We start from the raw sequence: 330 nt of genomic DNA on the forward strand, positions 1-330 counted from the left end.
ACGCCCGAACTTGCGCCGGCGGCGATGGTGATCGTTTTGCCGCTTTCCAACGTGACGGTGACCGGACCGTTCTGCGCGGTGACAGGCTTGCCGTCGGCATCGGTCAGCGTGGCAGTGTAGGTGATCGTGCCGTTTTCATTCACGGTCGGCGTGGCGGTCAACGTCACGGTGGTGGTGTCGTTGACGTCGCTAACCACGGTGCTGACTGGCGCTGTGTTTGGAGCAATGGCTTCCAGATTGCCGCCGGATGCACCTTTGATCGACTCAGTTACCGTCGTTGGACCTTGGTAAACATCGTTACCAACAGCGACATCGAGCACGCCCGAGCTT

Annotated in this window: 1 protein-coding gene; it reads right to left on the reverse strand. The window is 60.0% G+C overall.

All coding sequences use genetic code 11. The annotated features are described in order from the left end of the window. A partial coding sequence (locus AC3A5O_RS28820; protein ID WP_487754025.1) for an immunoglobulin-like domain-containing protein occupies positions 1-330 on the reverse strand: 330 nt, incomplete at both ends.

It is taken from the genome of Pseudomonas sp. Soil_N_39 (assembly GCF_057655955.1).